The sequence below is a fragment of the Microcella sp. genome (genome assembly GCF_019739195.1).
In the GTDB taxonomy this organism is placed as follows: Bacteria; Actinomycetota; Actinomycetes; order Actinomycetales; family Microbacteriaceae; genus Microcella.
The window spans coordinates 1,333,564-1,349,044 of record NZ_JAHHDS010000003.1; the positions used below are offsets into that span (position 1 = coordinate 1,333,564).

The 15,481-nt window shown below is 67.8% G+C and carries 17 protein-coding genes and 1 pseudogene; 10 read left to right on the forward strand and 8 right to left on the reverse strand.

The genetic code is table 11. The annotated features are described in order from the left end of the window. The first annotated feature begins 40 nt into the window (after nucleotides 1–40). Together KL788_RS08230 and KL788_RS08235 are read left to right on the forward strand one after the other, a co-directional pair. Nucleotides 41–1,144: a BMP family lipoprotein gene (locus KL788_RS08230; protein WP_293170253.1), complete on the forward strand. Its 1,104-nt coding sequence runs from the start codon at nucleotides 41–43 to the stop codon at nucleotides 1,142–1,144. A gap of 111 nt (nucleotides 1,145–1,255) precedes the next feature. Beyond that, entirely contained in the window at nucleotides 1,256–2,527 is a 1,272-nt protein-coding gene (locus KL788_RS08235) for an MFS transporter (RefSeq protein ID WP_293170255.1), read from the forward strand. A 28-nt stretch (nucleotides 2,528–2,555) separates the two neighbouring features. Here the strand turns inward: KL788_RS08235 and KL788_RS08240 are convergent, their stop codons facing one another. From KL788_RS08240 to KL788_RS08250, 3 genes are all read right to left on the reverse strand, one after another. Beyond that, a complete protein-coding gene (locus KL788_RS08240; protein ID WP_293170257.1) occupies nucleotides 2,556–3,341 on the reverse strand; it encodes a GntR family transcriptional regulator in 786 nt (261 codons plus the stop codon). 99 nt (nucleotides 3,342–3,440) lie between these two features. Further along, nucleotides 3,441–3,887, reverse strand: a complete 447-nt coding sequence (locus tag KL788_RS08245; protein WP_293170259.1) for an SRPBCC family protein — start codon at nucleotides 3,885–3,887, stop codon at nucleotides 3,441–3,443. Between the two features lie 43 nt (nucleotides 3,888–3,930). Then, nucleotides 3,931–4,704 (reverse strand): M15 family metallopeptidase, encoded by a 774-nt coding sequence (locus KL788_RS08250; RefSeq protein WP_293170261.1) that lies wholly within the window; start codon nucleotides 4,702–4,704, stop codon nucleotides 3,931–3,933. Nucleotides 4,705–4,935: 231 nt separating this feature from the next. Here KL788_RS08250 and KL788_RS08255 point away from each other — a divergent pair, with 231 nt between their 5' ends. From KL788_RS08255 to KL788_RS08285, 8 genes and pseudogenes are all read left to right on the forward strand, one after another. Beyond that, nucleotides 4,936–6,210, forward strand: a complete 1,275-nt coding sequence (locus tag KL788_RS08255; RefSeq protein ID WP_293170263.1) for an ABC transporter substrate-binding protein — start codon at nucleotides 4,936–4,938, stop codon at nucleotides 6,208–6,210. 100 nt (nucleotides 6,211–6,310) lie between these two features. Beyond that, nucleotides 6,311–7,342, forward strand: coding sequence for a carbohydrate ABC transporter permease (locus tag KL788_RS08260; RefSeq protein ID WP_293170265.1), 1,032 nt, complete (start codon nucleotides 6,311–6,313; stop codon nucleotides 7,340–7,342). After that, nucleotides 7,339–8,223 carry a carbohydrate ABC transporter permease gene (locus tag KL788_RS08265; RefSeq protein WP_293170267.1) on the forward strand — a complete coding sequence of 295 codons (885 nt, stop codon included), beginning with the start codon at nucleotides 7,339–7,341 and terminating at the stop codon, nucleotides 8,221–8,223. Before KL788_RS08260 ends, KL788_RS08265 begins: the two co-directional genes overlap by 4 nt. Next, on the forward strand, nucleotides 8,220–9,677 hold the full coding sequence (locus tag KL788_RS08270; RefSeq protein ID WP_293170269.1) for a GH1 family beta-glucosidase: 1,458 nt from the start codon (nucleotides 8,220–8,222) through the stop codon (nucleotides 9,675–9,677). The genes KL788_RS08265 and KL788_RS08270 overlap by 4 nt, the downstream gene beginning before the upstream one ends. A gap of 60 nt (nucleotides 9,678–9,737) precedes the next feature. Then, a pseudogene (locus KL788_RS14105) lies at nucleotides 9,738–9,806 on the forward strand (LacI family DNA-binding transcriptional regulator); the annotation flags it as partial. 248 nt (nucleotides 9,807–10,054) lie between these two features. Further along, nucleotides 10,055–10,717 (forward strand): LacI family DNA-binding transcriptional regulator, encoded by a 663-nt coding sequence (locus tag KL788_RS08275; RefSeq protein ID WP_367120430.1) that lies wholly within the window; start codon nucleotides 10,055–10,057, stop codon nucleotides 10,715–10,717. Nucleotides 10,718–10,733: 16 nt separating this feature from the next. Beyond that, nucleotides 10,734–10,994 (forward strand): DUF1232 domain-containing protein, encoded by a 261-nt coding sequence (locus KL788_RS08280; RefSeq protein WP_293170271.1) that lies wholly within the window; start codon nucleotides 10,734–10,736, stop codon nucleotides 10,992–10,994. Between the two features lie 9 nt (nucleotides 10,995–11,003). Continuing rightward, nucleotides 11,004–11,288: a GNAT family N-acetyltransferase gene (locus KL788_RS08285; RefSeq protein WP_293170273.1), complete on the forward strand. Its 285-nt coding sequence runs from the start codon at nucleotides 11,004–11,006 to the stop codon at nucleotides 11,286–11,288. 37 nt (nucleotides 11,289–11,325) lie between these two features. On the opposite strand, the gene KL788_RS08290 is transcribed toward KL788_RS08285, so the two are convergent. From KL788_RS08290 to KL788_RS08310, 5 genes are all read right to left on the reverse strand, one after another. Next, nucleotides 11,326–11,631, reverse strand: coding sequence for a hypothetical protein (locus tag KL788_RS08290; RefSeq protein ID WP_293170275.1), 306 nt, complete (start codon nucleotides 11,629–11,631; stop codon nucleotides 11,326–11,328). A gap of 88 nt (nucleotides 11,632–11,719) precedes the next feature. Next, nucleotides 11,720–12,508: a heme ABC transporter ATP-binding protein gene (locus tag KL788_RS08295; RefSeq protein ID WP_293170277.1), complete on the reverse strand. Its 789-nt coding sequence runs from the start codon at nucleotides 12,506–12,508 to the stop codon at nucleotides 11,720–11,722. Then, nucleotides 12,505–13,545, reverse strand: a complete 1,041-nt coding sequence (locus KL788_RS08300; protein WP_293170279.1) for a FecCD family ABC transporter permease — start codon at nucleotides 13,543–13,545, stop codon at nucleotides 12,505–12,507. Before KL788_RS08300 ends, KL788_RS08295 begins: the two co-directional genes overlap by 4 nt. 10 nt (nucleotides 13,546–13,555) lie before the next feature. After that, nucleotides 13,556–14,605, reverse strand: a complete 1,050-nt coding sequence (locus KL788_RS08305; protein WP_293170281.1) for a lipoate--protein ligase family protein — start codon at nucleotides 14,603–14,605, stop codon at nucleotides 13,556–13,558. A 9-nt stretch (nucleotides 14,606–14,614) separates the two neighbouring features. Further along, nucleotides 14,615–15,466, reverse strand: coding sequence for a sulfurtransferase (locus KL788_RS08310; protein ID WP_293170283.1), 852 nt, complete (start codon nucleotides 15,464–15,466; stop codon nucleotides 14,615–14,617). Nucleotides 15,467–15,481 lie beyond the last annotated feature (15 nt).

Consider the following 15,481-nt stretch of genomic DNA (forward strand, 5'->3'; position numbering starts at 1 on the left):
CCCGCACCAACGACGCCTGCACCAGAGGAGGCACCACACCATGTACCGACGCACCCAGAACAGCACCCGGTTCGCCATCATCGGCGGCACCGCCCTCATCGCGCTCGCCCTCAGCGCGTGCGCCGCGGCTCCTGAGCCCGGCACGACCGACGAGGCCGAAGCGCCCGACTTCTTGCCCTGCGCAGTGAGCGACCTCACCGGTTTCGACGACAACGACTTCAACGAGCTGACCTTCACCGGCGTGCAAGAGGCTGCGGCCGAGATCGGCGTCGAAGCCCGCGGTGCCGAATCGTCGTCTGAGGATCAGTACTCAGGAAACATCGGCACGCTCGTCGACGAAGGCTGCGACCTCATCGTCACGGTGGGCTTCGCCCTGGCAAACGCGACACGTGACAGCGCGCTTGTCAACGAAGACGTCAACTTCGCCCTCATCGACAGCGCTGTCGCAAATGACGACTTCAGCCCGCTCGTGCTCGACAACGTGAAGCCGGTGCTCTTCGACACCGCGCAGGCCGCGGCACTCGCCGGCTATGTCGCCGCAGGCGCCTCGACCACGGGTGTCGTCGGAACCTACGGCGGAATGCCCTTCCCCTCGGTCACCGTCTTCATGGACGGATTCCAGATCGGCATCGAGCACTACAACGAGGTTCACGGCACTGACGTGCAGCTGCTCGGCTGGGACCGCGAGGCGCAGAACGGCCTCTTCGTCGGCAGCTTCGACGACCAATTGCAGGCCAAGAACATCACGCTCGGCCTGCTCGACCAGGGCGCCGATGTCATCATGCCCGTCGCTGGCACCCTCTTCATCGCCTCGATCGACGCAGTCGACGAGCAGGGCACGAACGCGGCCATCATCGGAGTCAACTCTGACGCCGTGGTAACCGCACCCGAGTACAGCGCCTACATGCTGACCTCGGTCATGAAGAACCTCACCACCGCGACGCGCGAGGTCACCCTGGCGGCATTCGAGGGCGGCTTCTCGTCTGACCCCTACGTGGGCACGCTCGAGAACGGCGGCGTCGGCATCGCCCCATTCCACGAGTGGGAGTCGAAGCTCGATGCCTCACTGATCGCCGAGGTTGAGGCTCTGCAGCAGGCCATCATCGACGGAGAGTTCGTCGTCGATTCGCCCTCCTCGCCCTGAGGCTGATGCATGCAGAGAGCGCCCGGTCGTCCTCCACGACCGGGCGCTCTCGTGCTTTGCCCCGCCATCTCCCCGTCCTTCCTTTATCGTGACCGGAGCACCGTCATGACCGTGCCGTCGACCACCCCCCGCGTATTCCGGATGCTGGGCCGAGCAGTCGGGCGACCCTATTTTCCGCTCGCCTTCGTCGGCCGACTGCCCTTCGCAATGATGATCGTCGGAGTACTCACGATCACCGCTGTCGAGCAGGGTTCGCTCGCGCTCGCCGGAGTGCTCGCGGCGAGCGCCGGACTCGGCACCGCCGTCGTCGGCCCATTGTCAGGCGCCCTCGCCGACAGACTGGGCCAACGGGCTGTTTTGCTGACACTCGCGGCCTGCAGCGTGGTCATTGCTCTGACCTTTCTGCTCCTGGTGCAGAGCACTGTCTCTGTGTTCGTGCTGATCGCCGGCGCGGCACTGCTCGGGGCAACCACGCCGCAGGTGGCTCCGTTCTCGCGGGCGCGTCTGTTCGGGGCCGCGGGCGATGCGCCGGTCGCGATGCGCGAACGCGCTCGCTCTGTCGTGATGAGCTATGAGTCGATGGCCGACGAGGCCTCGTTCGTGCTCGGCCCCGTGATCGTGGGCCTGGCGAGCGCCGCGATCGCCCCATGGGCCCCCCTCGTGCTCTCGGTGGTGCTGACGGCGACCGTGATCCCCCTCTTCGCCGTGCATCCGACGGCGAGGCTGGTGCCCGCGAGCCGGACGCAGACGGAGCCAACCTCAGACCTCGACAGCAGCGCTGCCGCGAAAGGTTTGCGCCCCCCGGCCACGCCGATCTCAGCGCTCCTGACTGCCGAGCTCGTGACACTGGTGCTCGCAATGCTCGCAGTGGGAGGAATCTTCGGGGCCACTCTCACCGGCCTCACCGGCCTGCTCGAGCAGCTCGGCGCCGTCGAGCAGACGGGTCTTTTGTACGGTGCCATGAGCGTCGGAGCCATCGCCACTGCACTGGCCATGATCGCCCTTCCCGCCAGCGTCACCCTCGAAAGCCGATGGGTCGCGGCAGCACTGCTTTCGGTCGTCGGGCTCTCGCTGCTGCTGCTCAGCGGCGACCTGGTGATCACCGTCATCGCCCTCTTCGTCTCGGGGTGCGGCGTCGGCGCATCACTGGTCGCGCTCTTCAGCCTGGGCGCCATCGCAGCGCCTGCCGACCGCACAAACACGGTTCTCGTCACCCTGCAGAGCAGCCTCGTCGTCGGACAAGCTCTCGTGACGGCGGCGAGCGGTGCCCTCGTGGAATCAGCGAGCCCGCAGGCCGCCTTCACTCTCGGCGGAACGCTTGCGCTCGCTCTGACCGTGCTTGCACTGGTGCATTCAACGCGGAACTGGCGCGTGCGGCGTTAAGGTCGACGGTCTCGCTCAGCACGTCGTTCTAGCGGCTCGTGCCGTTCTGCGCGACGGAGAGGTGGCCTGCCTCAGGCGTGAAGGCAGACTTCGCCACAATGACGGGAGTGCCGCCGACGAGCGCGGTCTGGGTCAGTAGCAGCACAGGGTCACTGGCCTTGATGCCGAGGTGCGAAGCTCTCGTGGGTCCGGCGATGCTCGCAGTTAGCACGCACAGCCCGGGCGCCAGATCTGCGCCGAGGCTCTCGATGAGCGACCGAATGAGCGTTTGTCCGTCGGGTTGTGCCCGGCGGAACGCAGCGGCGAGCGCCGCGCTGACCCCGGCCAGTTGCGGCTCATCGGCCGTGTATTCCTGCACGAGCGCAAGCGGCCGACCTTCCCGCAACAACACCGACTCCCGAAACCATGATTGACCGCCCGGCTCGATGGCGACGTAGTCGGTGACGAAGTCGGTGGGCTCTTGAACGTTGAAGGCAATCACCTGCACCTCGAGGTCGTGGTCGCCCAGTAGCGCTTCGACTGACTGCAGACGCTCAAGCCCGGGGCGAGGCAGCGCATCGGCGACGAAGCGCCCGATTCCGCGTCGAGTCACGATGTGACCGTCTTCCTCGAGAAGCATGAGTGCCTCGCGCACGACGGTGCGGCTCACCCCGAGCACGATGGCCAGCTCGGTCTCACGAGGCAGGATGCTGCCGGCCGGCAGAACACCCGACCTAATGCCGAGGGAGAGTCGCGAATAAACGGCGACTCTGAGCGGCTGGCCGGGCGACGTCAGAATCGGCTGAGCCAGGAAGCCCTCGGGAGTCGTGACCACGGGTGCTCCTGTCGTGCCGCTGATCGCTGGTATAGGTGAAGTATAACGTCGTATCTCCAGCGATTCCGGGCCGCGCGATGCTGTCGACGAACCCGTGCGCTACGACTTTGCTCGTGACTCTGCGAAGTCTCGAAAGGCCTCGAGCGACTTCTGCGTCTCGGCAGGGAAGCTGCGCGCGAAGAGCAGGCCGACCACGCGCATGAATCCGGTGAAGCGGAACAGGTTGCGCTGCTCGACGAGCGTCGTGCGAGCATCCACCTTCTCGAATCGGGTCTCGCAGATGTTGTGCACGCCGGCGACCTCGTAGACGACACTCCACCTCTCGGGCAGCTCACTGAGCTCGACGGTCTCGGTCATCACCATCGCGCCGTTCTTGCCGCGACGAAAGGTGAGCCGCGAGCGGGCACCCTGCGCGGGCGGCGCACCCTCGAGCACCTCGATCGACAGCAGACTGGGTTGCCACTCGGCCCACGTCGAATAGTCGACGAAGAGCGCCGCGACCGCCTCGCGTTCTCCTGCGACAGTGATGCTGCGCGTGTAGTCCATGCGCGAAAGCTAGACCCGTCGGGCGCCACCTGGCAAGGGCGGCTCAGCCCGCGTAGGTCGGGGCGGGCGGCAGCCCGAAGAACTCTTCGAGCGTGCGCACGCCGGTCTCGTGCAGCTCGGTCGCGAGCTCGACGCCGACGTAGCGGAAGTGCCACGGCTCGTAGCTGTAGCCCGTGATCGGTGTCATGTCGGGTTGGTAGCGCAAGTGGAATCCGAAGCGATGAGCGTTGGCAGCCAACCATCGGCCGTGGTCGGTGTCACCGAAGCACGGGTCGAGTGCGCACACCGCCGGCAGCGAGCTGATATCGATCGCGAGTCCGGTCTGGTGCTCGCTGTGGCCCGGCTGTGCGCTGCGCACATCGGCGTAGGCCTGCCCGCGAGACGCGACGATGCCGTTGTAGACCCGCACTTGCACGTTGTAGCTGCGGTAGGCGCTCTGCGCCTGCAGGCGCAGCCCCGCCTCGGCTTCGGCGGCCGCGAACAGTGCGACGACCGCATCGGCGGCCTCCTGTCGCAAGAACGGCTCGTTCGCGTAGGGCACGGGCACGCGCACGATGTCGCCCGGCGCGTACGATTCCGGGTTCAGCGGCCGCAGTTTGTTGACGACCACCCACAGCGACGCGGGGTCGTCGATCGAGTAGCGCGTCGCGTCGAACGTCGGGGTCGGCGTCGGCGTGGGAGTCGGCGTCGGGGTGACCGTCGGCGTGGGGGTGGGCGTCGTCGGTACCGGGATCGGTTCGCGTTGGGATGCGCACCCGCCGAGCATGAGGACCGTCACGATCGCGGCCACGGCGCGCAGACGGATTCTTCGGGTCACCGCACGAGCCTAGCCCGGAAGAGCGGTTCTCTTTGCGGCGTCAGACGTTCGATTGATGCCGCAGCACCTGCGCGGCGAGAAGCCTCTGACCAGCTATTTCACATCAATATGGAAATTTCTTTGACATTCCAGACCACTCCTGCGTAGTGTTCCCTCAACGTGAGAGCGCTCTCACGACCACCGCATGAGAGCGCTCTCACTTCAACCCACCACGCACACGAAGGAGTGACCGTGAATCTTTCACGACGCAGCACAGCGGCCGCCGCACTCGCCGGCGCCGCAGCCTTCGCCCTCATCGCCTCGGGCTGCAGCAGCTCGACCGAGACCCCTGAAGCGGGGGGTGACATCACCCTCACGGTCGCCACGTTCAACGACTTCGGCTACACCGACGAGATGTTCGCGCAGTACGAAGCCGAGAACCCCGGCGTCACGATCGTGCACAACCGCGCGGCGACCTCGAACGACGCTCGCGACAACTTCTTCACGAAGCTGGGCGCCGGCAGCGGCCTGGCCGATGTCGAAGCCGTCGAGGTCGACTGGTTCGCCGAGATGATGCAGTACAGCGACCGTCTCGCCGACCTCTCCGACCCCGAGCTCGCCGACCGCTGGGTGCAGTGGAAGACCGACGCTGCGACGGATGCCGATGGCCGCCTCGTCGCGTACGGCACCGACATCGGCCCCGAGGCCGTCTGCTACCGCTCCGATCTGTTCGCCGCCGCCGGTCTGCCGACCGACCGCGACGAGGTTGCCTCTCTGCTGGAGGGCGACTGGGACCGCTACTTCGAGGTCGGTCAGGAATACGTCGACGCATCGGGCGCTGCCTGGTTCGACTCGGCCGGTGCCACCTACCAGGGCATGATCAACCAGGTCGAGTTCGCCTATGAAGAGGCTGACGGCACCGTCATCGCCACCGAGAACCCCGAGGTCGAGGCGATCTACACGGATGTTCTCAACGCCAGCTCGACTCTGTCGGCGCACCTCGGCCAGTGGAGCGACGACTGGTTCGCAGGTCTCGCCAACGGCGCGTTCGCGACGATGCTCTGCCCCGGCTGGATGCTCGGTGTCATCTCGGGCAACGCACCCGACGTCACCGGCTGGGACGTCGCCAACGTCTTCCCCGGCGGCGGCGGAAACTGGGGCGGTTCGTACCTGACCGTTCCCGCCCAGGGCGCCAACATCGAGGCCGCGACGAAGCTCGCCGCGTGGCTCACCGCCCCTGAGCAGCAGATGTCTGCGTTCGCTGCGGCTGGCACGTTCCCCAGCCAGGTCGAGGCGTACGAGTCGGCCGAGCTGCAGGCGGCGACGAACGAGTACTTCAACAACGCTCCGGTCGGCCAGATCTTGATCGACCGCTCGAACGCGATCGGCGTCGCGCCCTTCAAGAGCGTGAAGTACTTCCCGATCAACGATGCGCTGCAGCGCGCGCTGACCCGCGTCGACGTCGATGGTACCGACACCATCGAGAGCTCGTGGGAGCTGTTCGTCGCTGACGTGAACGCGCTCTAGCCACCACCTGACAGGAACGGGGGCCGCGCGCTCGACCGCGCTCGGCCCCCGTCTCCGTCTCACCCTCTTCGTCTAGCTCTACTCACCGCCGGGAGCGCTCATGACCACGACCGACACCGGGCGATCAGCCCCCCGAACCGAGGCCGGGCAGTCTGCGCCCGCGACCCAGTCGGCACCTGACACGGGCCTCTCCGCGCCCATCAAGAAGAAGGAGCGCTCGGTCCGGCGCATCGCCGTCTCGCAGACGCTCTCACGCTGGGACGTCAAGGTCTCGCCGTACCTCTACATCTCGCCCTTCTTCATCCTCTTCGCCATCACCGGCCTGTTCCCGCTGCTCTACACGGCGTGGGTCTCGGTGCACGAGTGGAACCTCATCGGCGGCCAAGGCGACTTCGTCGGCTTCGACAACTTTGCCTTCGTGCTCTCGAACCCGCCGTTCTGGATCGCGCTGCGCAACACCTTCTCGATCTTCCTCATCTCCGCCGTGCCGCAGATCGCTCTCGCCCTCTTCATCGCCGCCGTGCTCGACCGCAACATTCGCGCCAAGACCTTCTGGCGCATGGGAGTGCTGCTGCCGTATGTGGTCGCCCCTGTCGCGGTCACCCTCATCTTCAGCAACATGTTCGGCGACCAGTACGGCCTCGTCAACAACCTGCTGGGCCAGATCGGCATCGACCCCATCGGCTGGCACTCGGATGTGCTCGCGAGCCACTTCGCGATCGCCACCATGGTGAACTTCCGCTGGACCGGCTACACCGCCCTCATCCTGCTCGCGGCGATGCAAGCGATTCCGCGCGACTACTACGAGGCCGCGATGATCGACGGCGCAGGCATCGTGCGGCAATTCTTCTCGATCACGATTCCGCAGCTGCGCCCGACTCTGATCTTTGTCATCGTCACCTCGACGATCGGCGGCCTGCAGATCTTCGACGAGCCGCGCCTGTACGACCAGACCGGTCAGGGCGGCGCCAGCAGCCAGTGGATGACGATCACCATCTACCTCTACAACCTCGGCTGGGGCCAGCTGAACTTCGGCCGCGCCGCCGCGGTCGCCTGGCTGCTCTTTCTCATCATCATCATTGTGGGGCTGCTCAACGTGGCCATCACCCGATCGATTGCGAAGGCATCATGACCGGCACCGGACTCTTGGAGCGGCGTCCCGCAGGTCGCCGCCGCCGCGGTCTCGTCAACGGCCAGCGCCCCGGCTGGAAGGCCTACGGCTTTCTCACGGCGATCATGCTCGGCTCGATGTTTCCGATCTACTGGTCATTCCTCATCGGCTCGGGCGACTCCACCACGATCACGCAGCAAGACATCGTGTGGTGGCCAGGAGGCAACTTCATCGACAACGCGATCTCGGTGCTCGCCGATGACAGCGTCAACTTCTGGCGTGCGATCGGCAACTCGATCATCGTCTCGACCGTGGTCTCAGCATCCGTCGTCTTGTTCTCGACGCTCGCGGGTTTCGCGTTCGCCAAGCTGCGATTCCGCGGTCGCAACGGTCTGCTGATCTTCGTCATTGCGACCATGGCGGTGCCGACCCAGCTGGGTGTCGTTCCGCTGTTCATCGCGATGAGCCAGCTGCAGCTCGCCGGCACTCTGTGGGCCGTCATTCTGCCCGCAGTGGTGAGTGCCTTCGGCGTTTTCTGGATGACGCAGTACCTCGCGCAGGCGCTGCCCTACGAGCTCATCGAGGCCGCGCGCGTCGACGGAGCGAGCATGATCCGCACGTTCTGGTCGGTCGCGCTGCCCGCGGCACGACCGGCTGCGGCGATGCTGGCGCTGTTCATCTTCATCGCCACCTGGACCAACTTCTTCTGGCCCTTCATCGTTCTCGACCGCCAGAACCCGACGCTGCCCGTGGCGCTCTCGCTGCTGCAGAGCAACTACTTCGTCGACTACTCGGTCGTGATGGCCGGGGTTATCCTGTCGACGATCCCACTGTTGATCTTGTTCGTCGTCGCCGGCCGTCACCTCGTGAGCGGCATCATGCAGGGAGCTATCAAGGGATGACCGCCCACACCACCACGTCGCCTGCGACGGTCGCATCGTCGCGCCCGGTTCCGGCCGACTTTCTGTTCGGCGTCGCGACCGCGGCGTACCAGATCGAAGGAGCCACGCACCGAGACGGTCGCGCCGACTCGATCTGGGATAAGTTCAGCCGCGTGCCGGGCGCCGTCGTCGGCGGCGAGAGCGGCGAGCGCGCCTGCGAGCACTACGACCGATACCGCGGCGACGTCACCCTGATGAGCGATCTCGGCGTGCAGGTCTACCGCTTCAGCACCTCGTGGGCGCGCGTGCAGCCCGACGGCCGCACCGCCAACGCCGCGGGGCTCGACTTCTACAGCCGACTCGTCGATGAGTTGATGGCCGCCGGCATCACGCCGTGGCTGACGCTCTACCATTGGGATCTTCCGCAGGCCCTCGAAGAGCGCGGCGGCTGGCCCGCGCGCGACACGGCTCTGCGGTTCGCCGACTACGCGGCCGACGTGCACTCGGTGCTCGGCGACCGCGTCGAGAACTGGACGTCACTCAACGAACCGTGGTGCTCGGCGTTTCTCGGCTACTTGAGCGGTGAGCATGCGCCGGGTCGGCAAGATCCGCAGGCCTCGATGGATGCTGCGCACCACCTGCTGCTGGGGCACGGTCTCGCGACCCAGCGACTGCGCGAGCTTGATTCGACGCTCAGCCTCGGCATCACCCTCAACATGACCGTGCCCGACCCGGTCGACCCGAGCGACACCGCCGACCTCGACGCAGCACGACGCATCGACGCGCAGCACAATCGGCTCTTCCTCGACCCGATCTTCCGCGGCGAGTACCCGGCCGACCTGCTCGCCGACCTCGACGAGCGGGGCCTGAGCCTGCCGGTGCTCGACGGCGACCTCGCGGTGATCTCGACCCCGATCGACGCGCTGGGCATCAACTACTACCACGGCAACGCCGTGAGCGCCCGGCCCCCGGCTGACGTTCCGCTCTCGACCGCCGCCCCGTCAGAGCGGCAAAAACTTTCGCCCTTCCCGGTCGGTGATGGCATCTTCACCCACCCGCGCGGCCTGCCGACGACCGCCATGGGCTGGGAGGTGCAGCCCGAAGGCCTCACCCGCCTGCTCACGCGCATCGACGACGAGTATGCGAAGCCCGCCGGCGTGACGCTGTACGTCACCGAGAACGGCGCCGCCTACATCGATGTGGTCGCCGATGACGGCTCAGTCGACGATGTCGAGCGGGCCGACTTCTTGGCTGCGCACCTCGACGCGGTCGCCGATGCGATCGACGCCGGAGTGAACGTCAAGGGCTACTTCTACTGGTCGCTCATGGACAACTTCGAGTGGGCCTGGGGCTACGACAAGCGATTCGGCCTCGTGCGGGTCGACTACGAGACCCAGCAGCGCACGGTGAAGACGAGCGGCAAGACCTATCGCGCCATCATCGCGGCGCGCGACCTCTCTGCCACCGCTGACTAGGATTCAGACCATGGCAACCGGCGGTGCAGCATGACCGCTCGCAGTGCTCCCACCCTCGAGATGGTCGCCGAGCGGGCTGGCGTCTCGCGTGCCACGGTCTCGCGTGTCGTCAACGGGTCGCCGCGCGTCACCGAAGAGACACTCGCCGCCGTCAACGCCGCGATCGCCGAACTCAACTACACCCCGAATCGCGCGGCGCGCTCGCTCGCGAACCGGCGTTCGATGGCGATCGCCCTCGTGATTCCCGAAGACACGACGCGCTTCTTCGGCGACCCCTACTTCGCCGCGATCGTGCACGGCATCTCGAGGGTGCTCGACGAAACCACTACGTTCTCAATCTGCACCTGGCGAGCTCGGGTGCCCAGTTCGACAAGACGGTGGGCTACCTGCTCGGCGGCAACGTCGACGGCGCTCTCGTCGTCTCGCATCACACCGACGACCACTTGCTCGCCGAGCTCGGCGCGAGCATCCCCGTCGTCTTCGGCGGTCGTCCGCTCGATCCCCAGTCGACCGACAGCTACTACGTCGACGTCGACAACGCCATCGCAGCGGCTGACGGCACGCGCTATCTCATCGAGCACGGGCGTCGGCGCATCGGCACGGTCGCCGGCCCGGCAGACATGCCCGCCGGCATCGATCGACTGGCGGGGTGGCAGAAGGCACTGACGGATGCTGGGCTCGAGTCGACCGCCGTCGTGCGCGGCGACTTCACTCTGGCCGGTGGCGTTCGAGCGACGCGCGAGCTGCTCGATGCCCACCCCGACCTCGACGCGATCTTCGTCGCGAGCGACCTCATGGCGATGGGCACCGTGACGGTGCTGCGCGAACGCGGCCTGTCGGTGCCCGACCAAGTCGCCGTCATGGGCTTCGACGACTCGCCCGCCGCTCTCGCGAGCGAGATTCCGCTGACGACCGTGCGGCAGCCTTCGGTCGAGCAGGGTGAGCGTATGGCGCGTATTTTGCTGGGCCTGCTCGACGGCGAGACGATGCCGCGCCGGCACATCATGCCGACCGAGGTCGTCGTGCGCGCGAGCGCCTGACAGGTAGCGTGGTGGCATGAGCCGAGGCCGCGCGATTCTCTCTGCCGTGCTGGTCGCCCTGGGGGCGATCGCCTACGGCGCGTCTCCGATCGACATTCTGCCCGAGCTCGTGCTCGGGCCGCTCGGCCTCGCCGACGACGCCGCGGTGCTTGTAGGTGCCGGGCTCGCGATCTGGAAGCTGTTGTCGGGTCGCAGGTCAGCGCCGCCCGCCCCGCCTCAGCAGCCTGCCCCGCCCGCAGCCGAGCCGCCTCGGTGGGAGCAGAAGTCGACCGAGTAGGGTGCCCGCATGAGTCTCACCGTTCGCCACGAACCCGATGCCGACCGCTACGCCGTCTATGAGGGCGACGAGTTGCAGGGTTTCATCATCTACGAGCACGCCGGCACGACGCTGAGGCTGTTGCACGCCGAAGTGCCGCCCATGATGCGCAACAAAGGCGTCGGAGGCGAGGTCGTGCGTGTCATTCTCGACCACCTGCGCGAGGAGACGTCTGACCGCGTGCAGCCCGTCTGCGGCTTCGTCGTCACCTGGATGCGCCGCCACCCCGAGTACGCCGAGCTCACGACGCGCTAAGCACCCTCACCTCGCACAGCGATTGCGGGCGAGCGCGTTAGAGGCGGATAGTTCCTTCGTAGCCGTCACCGGCATCCGGGTCGCCCTCGGTCTGGATCACTCCGAGATCGCCGTCGCCGGGAATCGGCGCGGGCGCGGGCAAGGTGGTCTGCCGGTCGAGCTCGATCGACGCTTCGTGGCGCGTGGGGTTGAAGACCTCATCGCCGATGCCGACGAGCCCGCCGCCCGAGCCACCGCGACGCGACGCGTCACCCCGCAGGTCGATCCACCCGCGACGCTGGGCGATCGTGCCCATCACGCCGACACCGAGCACGATGAGCACCCACCCCCACCACTCGATCATTCGTCGAGCCTACCGAGAGTGCCCGTGGCGCTAGAGCGTGCCCGCCCGGGATGAGCACCGTCATGCGAGACGGGCACAGTCGGCGTGCTCAGTCGCGCAGCGGCAGCACGATGGGGCGGTCGGATGCTCCCAGGCGGTGAATCTGCACGTCGAGCCCGTAGACACGCCCGACTCGATCGGCCGTCATGACCTCGGTCGGCGTGCCGACGGCGTCGAGCCGCCCACCGTCGAGCAGTGCGATGCGGTCGGCGTAGGCACCCGCCAGCGAGAGGTCGTGCACGACGACGACGACCGCGCGGCCTTGGCCGGCGAGCTCGCGCGCGAGGCGCATGACGTCTTCTTGGTGCCGCAGGTCGAGCGCGGCGGTCGGCTCGTCGAGAAAGACGACCGGCGTGCGCTGAGCAAGCACCCGCGCGAGCGAAACGCGCGCTTGCTCGCCGCCGCTGAGCGTCGTGAACCGGCGACCGAGCAGGTGCTCGATGTCGGTCGCCCGAATGGCTTCGAGCACGGCCTGCTGGTCGTCGGCGAGCTCGGCGGTGCGGATCCAGGGACTGCGCCCCATCTGCACGATCTCGATGACGCGGAACGGAAAGCTCACGACGTTGGCCTGCGAGAGCACGGCACGGCGCCGGGCGAGCTCGAGCGGACGAAACGAGCCGATCGGGCGGCCGTCGAGCTCGACCGTGCCGGCCGCCGGCTGCAGGTCGCCGCTGAGCACCGAGAGCAGTGTCGACTTTCCGGCGCCGTTGGGCCCGACGAGCGCGAGCACCTCGCCTGTGCGCACCTCGAGGTCGATGTCGGCGAGAATCTCGCGCTCGTCGCGGCGCACGCGCAGACCGCGGGCGATGACGACGGCCGTGCCGGGTTCGGCGCTCATGCCCACCCCCCGCTGCGGCGGCGCTGGCGGTAGAGCAGCCAGAAGAAGAATGGCCCGCCGACGAGCGACGTCAGCATGCCGATGGGCAGCTCGGCACCCGACACGAGGGTGCGCGTCATGAGGTCGGCGAGCACGAGCAGCGCCCCGCCGCCGACGGCGCTCGCCAGAATGAGCCCGCGGTGCGCCGGCCCGATGATCATGCGGATGATGTGCGGCACGACGAGCCCGACGAACGCGATGATGCCCGTGAAGGCGACGGCCACGCCGGTCAGTAGCGCCACGAGCACGATCGAGACGAGGCGCAGCTGCTCGACGTTGACGCCGAGGTGCCGCGCGTTGCGCTCGCCGAGCGACAGCAGGTCGTAGCGCCGGGCGAGCGCGAACGACAGCAGAACGCCGATGACCGTGACACTCGCGACGATCGCGACCTGTGACCACAGCGAGCCGCCGAGCGAGCCGAGCTGCCAGAAGACGATCTGCTCGCGGCTCGCCGTGTCGGCGACGAACAGCACGAAGGCGATGCCGGCCTGCGCGATCGCGTTCACCGCGATGCCGGTGAGCAGCAGGGTGACGACTTCGGTGCGGCCTCCCGCCCGCGACACTGCGTAGACCAGCAGTGTCGCGACGAGTCCGCCGAGGAAGGCGAAGAGCGCGACCCCTGCTCCGCCGAGAACGGATGCGCCGAGCACGATCGCCGTCGCCGCCCCGAGAGCGGCTCCTGACGAGACGCCTACGACGCCCGGCTCAGCGAGCGGGTTGCCGAAGATGGCCTGCATGACGGCACCGGCCACGGCGAGCGCCGCTCCGACGACGAGCGCCATGACAATGCGCGGAAACCGCACGACCCACAGCGTGCTCTCGATGATGGGGTCGGTCGGCGCCCACACAGTGTCAATGCCGATCGCGCGCAGCAGCGAGCCCGCGACCTCGGTCGGCGTGATGGCCAGCTGACCCGTGATCGCCGACAGCACGATGCCGCCGACGAGCACGCCGGCGAGCAGCAGAATGAGCGCGAGGGCTCGCGATCGTGACGTCACCGAACCAGCCTCACGGCACCCGGTTGAGCCACTCGGGCGTCGAGAACTTGCTGTCGGCGAGCGCCTGCGCTCGAGCGAGCTCGTCGTCGGTGAGCGCGGAGTCGGTGAGCCCGTACTGCCCTCGGAAGGTCGCGATGAGCCGCTCGATGACCTCGTCGCGCGGCAGACCGGTCTGCGACTTGAGCGGGTCGACACGCTTCGCGGCGCTCGCGATGCCTTTGTCGCTGAGCTTCTCGCGGCCGATGCGCAGCACCTCGGCCATACGCGCGCCATCCATGTCGTAGGCCATGGTCACGTGGTGCAGCACGGCACCCGCGCCGAGGCGCTTCTGCGCGGCGCCGCCGATCTTGCCGAGCGGGCTCGTGATGTCGTTGAGCGGCTGGTAGCTCGCGTCGATGCCGAGACCCTGCAGCCCCTGAATCACCCACTCGTCGAGAAAGGCGTACGAGTCGGCGAAGCTCATGCCCTGCACGAGCTCGATGGGCGCATAGAGCGAGTAGGTGATGGCCGACGCAGGCTCGATGAACATCGCCCCACCGCCCGAGATGCGCCGCACGACCTCGAAGCCGTACTTCTGGGCGTTGTCGTGATCGACCTCGTTCCTGACGCTCTGGAACGAGCCGATGACGACGGCTGGGCTGCTCCACTCCCAGATGCGCAGGGTCGCACCGCGTCGGCCCTCGCCGACCTCTTCCGACAGCACCTGGTCGACGGCCATCTGCTGTAGCGGAGCGAGCGCCGGGCCGCGCAGCAGCTGCCAGTCGTAGTCGGCGAAGCTCGTGGCACTCGCGAGCGCGCGCCGCACGGTCGTCGCGACCGCTTCGGGGCTGAAGCCGAGCAGCACGGCGCCGTCGGGCAGAGCATCCCGCACCGCGCGTGCGATCGTCGCGGCGTCGGTGTCGACGGGCAGCCCGTTGACGGCCGACTCGATGGCCGCGATGGCCTCGTCGGGCTCGACGAAGAAGTCGCCCGCGAGCCGGAAGCCGCTGATGCGACCGTCGACCGCTTCGAGGTCGACGACGACGAGCTTGCCGCCCGGCACCTTGAATTCAGCGTGCATGCTGTCAGCCTATTCGCCGGTGGCTGCGGGCCGAGCCGGGTCTGCTGCGTACTGCGACCACGACCCCGGGTAGAGCCGGCCGGGCGCGAGGCCGACATGCTCGACGACCAATAGGGTGTGGCACGCCGTGACCCCAGAACCGCAGTAGCTGATGACCGGGCGCTCATCGGCACCGATCGCCGCCAGGCGGCCGCGCAGAGTGTCGACATCAAGCAGCGTGCCGTCGGCGGCCACGTTGTCACGGCACGAGAGGCTCGCCGCACCCGGAATGTGCCCGGGGCGAGCATCCACCGGCTCGGTCTCGCCGCGGTAGCGGTCGAGGGTGCGCGCATCGAGCACGAGCGCGGTGCCCTCCGCGGCCGCCGCCTGGGTCTCGTCGATCGTCGCGAGCAGGTGCGCGGGCCACGAGCGTTCGGTGAAGGATGCTGGCACCGGGTCGACCGGCCCTGTCTCGAGCTCGTCCTGCGGGTGCGCTCGCTGCCACGCGTCGACTCCCCCGTCGAGCACGGCGGCCTCGAGCCCGAGAGCCCGGAGCATCCAGACGAGCCGCGCCGCGATCACTCCCCCCGCGTCGTCGTAGACCACGACGATCGACTCGTCGCCGATACCGGCCTCGCTCATGCCGCGTGCGAAGACATCGGGTTCGGGCAGCGGGTGTCGGCCCGCGTCGGCCGAGGGCGGGCCCGCGAGCGAGCGATCGAGGTCGACGAAGACGGCGCCCGGTACGTGCCCGGCGGCGTGCGCCTCGGCACCGGAGCGGCCGTCGAGGTACCAGCGACTGTCGACGATCACCACGGCGCGTGCAGCCAGCAGCCGGTCGAGTTCGGCGACGTCGATGAAGGGGGCGAGGGCGCGACTCATGCCCATCAGCGTAGG

Coding starts and splice junctions, on each gene's coding strand:
- KL788_RS08230 (WP_293170253.1), top strand. CDS start 41: ATGTACCGACGCACCCAGAACAGCACCCGGTTCGCCATCATCGGCGGC.
- KL788_RS08245 (WP_293170259.1), bottom strand. CDS start 3,887: ATGGACTACACGCGCAGCATCACTGTCGCAGGAGAACGCGAGGCGGTC.
- KL788_RS08260 (WP_293170265.1), top strand. CDS start 6,311: ATGACCACGACCGACACCGGGCGATCAGCCCCCCGAACCGAGGCCGGG.
- KL788_RS08265 (WP_293170267.1), top strand. CDS start 7,339: ATGACCGGCACCGGACTCTTGGAGCGGCGTCCCGCAGGTCGCCGCCGC.
- KL788_RS08270 (WP_293170269.1), top strand. CDS start 8,220: ATGACCGCCCACACCACCACGTCGCCTGCGACGGTCGCATCGTCGCGC.
- KL788_RS08280 (WP_293170271.1), top strand. CDS start 10,734: ATGAGCCGAGGCCGCGCGATTCTCTCTGCCGTGCTGGTCGCCCTGGGG.
- KL788_RS08285 (WP_293170273.1), top strand. CDS start 11,004: ATGAGTCTCACCGTTCGCCACGAACCCGATGCCGACCGCTACGCCGTC.
- KL788_RS08290 (WP_293170275.1), bottom strand. CDS start 11,631: ATGATCGAGTGGTGGGGGTGGGTGCTCATCGTGCTCGGTGTCGGCGTG.
- KL788_RS08295 (WP_293170277.1), bottom strand. CDS start 12,508: ATGAGCGCCGAACCCGGCACGGCCGTCGTCATCGCCCGCGGTCTGCGC.
- KL788_RS08305 (WP_293170281.1), bottom strand. CDS start 14,605: ATGCACGCTGAATTCAAGGTGCCGGGCGGCAAGCTCGTCGTCGTCGAC.
- KL788_RS08310 (WP_293170283.1), bottom strand. CDS start 15,466: ATGAGTCGCGCCCTCGCCCCCTTCATCGACGTCGCCGAACTCGACCGG.